Source organism: Aquabacterium sp. UBA2148 (assembly GCF_002328915.1).
GTDB lineage: Bacteria > Pseudomonadota > Gammaproteobacteria > Burkholderiales > Burkholderiaceae_C > Aquabacterium > Aquabacterium parvum.
Genome location: NZ_DCXA01000221.1, coordinates 1,586 through 5,514 on the forward strand (window position 1 = coordinate 1,586; position 3,929 = coordinate 5,514).

The 3,929-nt window shown below is 66.7% G+C and carries 6 protein-coding genes; 1 reads left to right on the forward strand and 5 read right to left on the reverse strand.

The window, feature by feature from the left end; all coding sequences use genetic code 11:
• The 5 genes from B2W70_RS12490 to B2W70_RS12510 all read right to left on the reverse strand — a co-directional run.
• A partial coding sequence (locus tag B2W70_RS12490; RefSeq protein WP_286746117.1) for a cytidylyltransferase domain-containing protein occupies positions 1 to 238 on the reverse strand: 238 nt, incomplete at its 3' end.
• Positions 238 to 444 carry a Trm112 family protein gene (locus tag B2W70_RS12495; protein WP_286746119.1) on the reverse strand — a complete coding sequence of 69 codons (207 nt, stop codon included), beginning with the start codon at positions 442 to 444 and terminating at the stop codon, positions 238 to 240. The genes B2W70_RS12495 and B2W70_RS12490, both read right to left, overlap by 1 nt.
• Positions 445 to 461: 17 nt before the next feature.
• On the reverse strand, positions 462 to 1,532 hold the full coding sequence (gene lpxK, locus B2W70_RS12500; RefSeq protein WP_286746121.1) for a tetraacyldisaccharide 4'-kinase: 1,071 nt from the start codon (positions 1,530 to 1,532) through the stop codon (positions 462 to 464).
• Positions 1,519 to 1,962 (reverse strand): ExbD/TolR family protein, encoded by a 444-nt coding sequence (locus tag B2W70_RS12505; protein WP_286746132.1) that lies wholly within the window; start codon positions 1,960 to 1,962, stop codon positions 1,519 to 1,521. Before B2W70_RS12505 ends, lpxK begins: the two co-directional genes overlap by 14 nt.
• A gap of 25 nt (positions 1,963 to 1,987) precedes the next feature.
• On the reverse strand, positions 1,988 to 2,620 hold the full coding sequence (locus B2W70_RS12510; protein WP_286746123.1) for a MotA/TolQ/ExbB proton channel family protein: 633 nt from the start codon (positions 2,618 to 2,620) through the stop codon (positions 1,988 to 1,990).
• 385 nt (positions 2,621 to 3,005) lie between these two features.
• Here B2W70_RS12510 and xseA point away from each other — a divergent pair.
• The coding region (gene xseA, locus B2W70_RS12515; RefSeq protein ID WP_286746125.1) for an exodeoxyribonuclease VII large subunit at positions 3,006 to 3,929 on the forward strand (924 nt) is incomplete at its 3' end.

The following is a 3,929-nucleotide window of genomic DNA, read 5'->3' on the forward strand; positions in this document are numbered from 1 at the left end:
CCAGCCGGTCGCTGCCGGTGGGGTGGTCGGCGCGGGTCAGGATGGCTCGTGCACCGTGTTGTTCGCAGGCGGCCAGGATGCGCTCGCTGTCGGTGGCCACGACCACCTGCTGCGCACCACTGAGGGCAGCGCGCCTGGCCACGCGCACCACCATGGGCAGCCCGGCGATGTCGGCCAGGGGCTTGTCGGGCAGGCGGCTGGAGGCCATCCGAGCAGGGATCAGAACGGTGTAGCTCATCAGGCTTGCGAGGCAGGGACTGAGGGCAGGGGGGCACCGTTCTCGTCCAGGGCCACGGCTTCGTTTTCCAGCATCACGGGGATGCCATCCCGAATGGGAAAGCCCAGGCGATCGGCCGGGCAGACCAGCAACTGACTTTGGGCAGGGCGCTGCAGCGGGCCTTTGCAGACCGGGCAGACCAGGAGTTCGATGAGTCGGGTGTCCATGGTGTCTTGATCACGTCTCAAGGGCGGCAGTGCGGTTGAGGCAACCGGGCCAGCGCGGCATCGAGTTCGTTCCAGAAAGAGGGTTCAGGGCTGAAGTCTAAGGCGGCGACCCAGACTTCGGTGTCCGGTCGCTCGCGGGCAATGCGTTGCGGGTCGAGCTTGACCGCGTCTTTTTCGGTCACCAGCAGGGTGCGCACGTCGCGCGCCCAGGGCAGGGTATCGAAGTCGGCGTGGTCGCGCAAAGGGCAGGGCGTGACCTCGATGCCGAGGTCGCGAAGCGACTGAAAAAACCGCTCAGGGTGGGCGATGCCTGCCATGGCGTGTGCCCGACGCGGGGCTGGCTCGCTCCAGGGGCGGCCTGCCCACCAGTGAGCCAGCGGCACGATGTCGCCGAGTTTGCGGCGCGCCAGGTGGCCCGCCTGATTGGCGCTGCGGCGCTCCGCGTTGTGCAACACGATTGGCGCGGCCACGAGGGCAGAAACCGGCCGAGTGTCTGCGGGTTCGCGCAAGGGGCCTGCAGGCAGCAGGAAACCGTTGCCGGTGCCACGCTCGTCGAAGACGATCACCTCGATGTCACGGTGCAATGTCAGGTGCTGCAGCCCATCGTCACAAACAAGGATGTCGATATCCGGGTGGCGATCCAGCATGGCCCGGCCGCTGGCAGCCCGGTCGCGTCCGATCATCAAGGGCACCTGGCTGCGTCGCCAGATCAGCCAGGGCTCGTCGCCTGTGCGGACCGCGTTGAGTTGGTCCTGCGAGTCGGCGTCCAGTGGCAGCGGCGACGTTGGCGTGGGGCGTGCGCCATGTCCACGGGTCAGCACCCCCGGTTGCCAGCCTGCGTCACGCAGGTGCTGCAAGATCGCCAGGGTGGTGGGGGTCTTGCCTGCCCCTCCAGCGATTCGGTTGCCCACCACCAGCACCGGCACAGGCAGGTGTTGAATGCGGATCAGGCCCCTGCGGTAAGCCGCCCTGCGCAAACCAACCAACGCACCGTATACCAACGAGACCGGTGCCAACAGCCACGCGGTGATGCCGCGACCGAGCCAGGCCTGCTGCAGGTGTGCGACGAGGCGATCAGCGATCGCCATGGGCGGCCGAGGTGTCGGACTGGCCCTGTGTGGCGAAGGTCAGCTGCGTCAGGCCCACACGGCGGGCTGCATCCATCACGTTGATGACGCTCTGGTGGCTCGCCGAGGCATCGGCGTTGATCACGACGACAAGGTTCCTTTCGCTGCCCGCCTGGGCCGTCAGGCCCGCCGCGAGCAACTCGACGCTGCGGCCTTCGATCAGCCGCTGGTTGACCATGTAGCGGCCATCCGCCGTCACCATCACCGTCAACTCCTTGGGCCGCGCATCAGCCGCCTTGGCGCTGGCCGTGGGCAGGTTGATCTTGAGTTCTGTCAGCCGGGAGTAGGTGGTTGTCAGCATCAGGAAGATCAGCACCACCAACAACACGTCGATGAACGGGATCAGGTTGATCTCGGGTTCTTCGGGCGCATGGCGCTTGCGAAAATTCATGGGCATGGCGGGCTCTGCTGCGCGATCAGCCGCGACGGCCGTGGCCCAGGCGCAGGATGTGCGGCACCATGCGGTCGGCAGCCTGCTCCAGGGTGAGGATGTGTGCCTCGATCCGGGTGCGGAAATGGCGGTAGGCGATCAGCGACGGGATGGCCACGATCAGGCCGAAGGCCGTGTTGTAGAGCGCCACCGAAATGCCATGGGCCAGCTCGGCTGGGTTGCCGCCCGTGCCACCGCCAGAGGCCGCGAAGATCTCGATCATGCCAATGACCGTGCCCAGCAGGCCCAGCAGCGGCGCCGCGCTGGCGATGGTGCCCAGGGCGTTGAGGTTGCGCTCAAGGCGGTGAATGGCTTCTCGACCAGCCCCCTCGAAGGCGCCACGCAGCGAGGCTTCCTGGATGCGGGGCTCGGACTGTGCTGCGCGGATCCCCTGGGCCAGCAGCTGTCCCAGAACAGAGTTCTCGGCCAGTTTCGTGACCGTGTCGGCGTTGGGCAGCGAAGAGCGGGTCACCGACATGACCTCTTCCAGGAGCTTGGGAGGCGCAACCCGGCTCTCGCGCAAGCTCAGGTGACGTTCGATGATCAGGGCCAGGGCGATGACGGAGCAAAGCAGCAGCGGCACGACCGGCCAGCCTGCGGCGATTAAGATGGACAGCAACTCGGAACTCCCCCTCGGGTCGACAGGAATGCGGCCGAAAACTCCCGGCCGCGGCGCACTGCGGCCCGATTATGCGGCCCTTTGTTGGCGCTTCCGAGGTCTGTGGTCGGGACTGAACATCGGACTTGCCCGCCCCCCGCGAGCGTGAAGCACGACCGTGCGAAAGTCGTCCACCGTTCCTGTGGATAACTTTGTGGGTAAGGGCTGGAGGATGCTCGCCAACCCGCATCAACACGGGGTTTGACTCAGTTTGCTGAAAAAATAGGCAGCAAAAAAATCATATGAATCAACAGCTTGCATCAATGTTAAAGGCGCGTGACGGTGCGCCGGCCCTTTGGCGGGGCCCGGCGGATGCGTGTGGACTTGTGGCGGGGCCGTCGTGGTGATGCAGGGCTCCTCAGGCGCGGACCGCGCACGCATCTGGTCGGTTTCGGCGCTTGTGCAGGCCGTGGGCGACACGTTGTCGGCGCGCTTTGCGACCTGCGTGGTGCGCGGAGAGCTCAGCGGCTTCACGCGAGCCGCTTCCGGGCACGCGTACTTCACGCTCAAGGACGAGCATGGGCAAGCGGCGTTGCGTTGCGCGATGTTCCGCCGCTCCTTCGCTTCGGTCGATTTCCAGCCAGCAGACGGGATGCTGGTTGAGATCCGAGGTCAGTTGGCCGTTTACGAGGCTCGAGGCGAGTTGCAGCTCGTCGTCGATGGCATGCGCCAGGCTGGGGCGGGGGCGTTGTACGAGCAATTCCTGAGGCTGAAGGCCCGTCTGGAAACCCAAGGTCTTTTTGACCCCGCCCGCAAGCGGGACCTGCCGCGGTTTCCGCGCCGCGTGGCGGTGGTCACCTCGCCCGCTGCTGCGGCATGGCGCGACGTCATGATCGCGTTGGCTCGCCGGGTGCCGCATGTCGAGGTGGTGTTGATCCCGACTGCGGTGCAGGGGGCCGAGGCCCCGGCTCAGATCGTGCAAGCGTTGGCCGAGCTCGCGCTGGCACACCGCTCGGGCCTGCCTTTCGATTCGGCCATCCTTTGCAGGGGTGGTGGTTCGCTCGAAGACCTGTGGGCGTTCAACGACGAGCGCGTGGTGCGCGCCGTGGTGGGCTGTCCGGTGCCGCTGGTGTGTGGCGTGGGGCATGAAACCGACGTGTCTCTGGCTGACCTGGCGGCCGACTTGCGCGCGCCGACACCCACCGCTGCGGCCGAGTTGATCGCGACGGAGCGAGAGGTGGCGCAGGCTGTGCAGGCGCGCTTGCTGCAACGCATGGCGCACCGCGTGAGGCAGCGCCTGGATGGCCTGGGGCAGCGGCTTGACCAGGCG

Excerpts from the sequence above, each read along its gene's own strand:
- B2W70_RS12495 (WP_286746119.1), bottom strand. The coding sequence starts at position 444 with ATGGACACCCGACTCATCGAACTCCTGGTCTGCCCGGTCTGCAAAGGC.
- lpxK (WP_286746121.1), bottom strand. The coding sequence starts at position 1,532 with ATGGCGATCGCTGATCGCCTCGTCGCACACCTGCAGCAGGCCTGGCTC.
- B2W70_RS12505 (WP_286746132.1), bottom strand. The coding sequence starts at position 1,962 with ATGAATTTTCGCAAGCGCCATGCGCCCGAAGAACCCGAGATCAACCTG.